This window comes from Pseudoalteromonas sp. 120-MNA-CIBAN-0494 (genome assembly GCF_040308885.1).
GTDB classification, from domain to species: Bacteria; Pseudomonadota; Gammaproteobacteria; order Enterobacterales; family Alteromonadaceae; genus Pseudoalteromonas; species Pseudoalteromonas nigrifaciens.
The window spans coordinates 1-234 of record NZ_JBEOOE010000237.1 but is presented as its reverse complement, the minus strand read 5'-3'; the positions used below and the strand labels follow the sequence as shown (position 1 = coordinate 234).

Sequence of the window (234 nt, the reverse complement as noted above, 5' to 3'; positions counted from 1 at the left end):
CAGATAAACCTATGCAGGTATTCGTCTCACTAATTCACTTTACCGTGACAGGCTTTATAGCGCTCGCCACTGCCGCAGGGGCAAGGACTATTGCGAGATGGCGGTGCAGCAATAGTGCGGGCGTTATTTGCAGCTGCTGTTTTTGGTATTATTGTTGATGTTGATGTTGCTGATGCAGATTTTACGGATGCTAAATTTGCACTTTCTGGTGAGTTTTTTGGCGAAGTAATAGCC

1 protein-coding gene is annotated in these 234 nt (G+C 45.7%); it reads right to left on the bottom strand.

Translation table 11 applies throughout. The features are described 5' to 3' along the window. Positions 1-29 precede the first annotated feature (29 nt). Positions 30-113 (bottom strand): SEC-C metal-binding domain-containing protein, encoded by an 84-nt coding sequence (locus AAEY55_RS18625; protein WP_350552779.1) that lies wholly within the window; start codon positions 111-113, stop codon positions 30-32. Positions 114-234 lie beyond the last annotated feature (121 nt).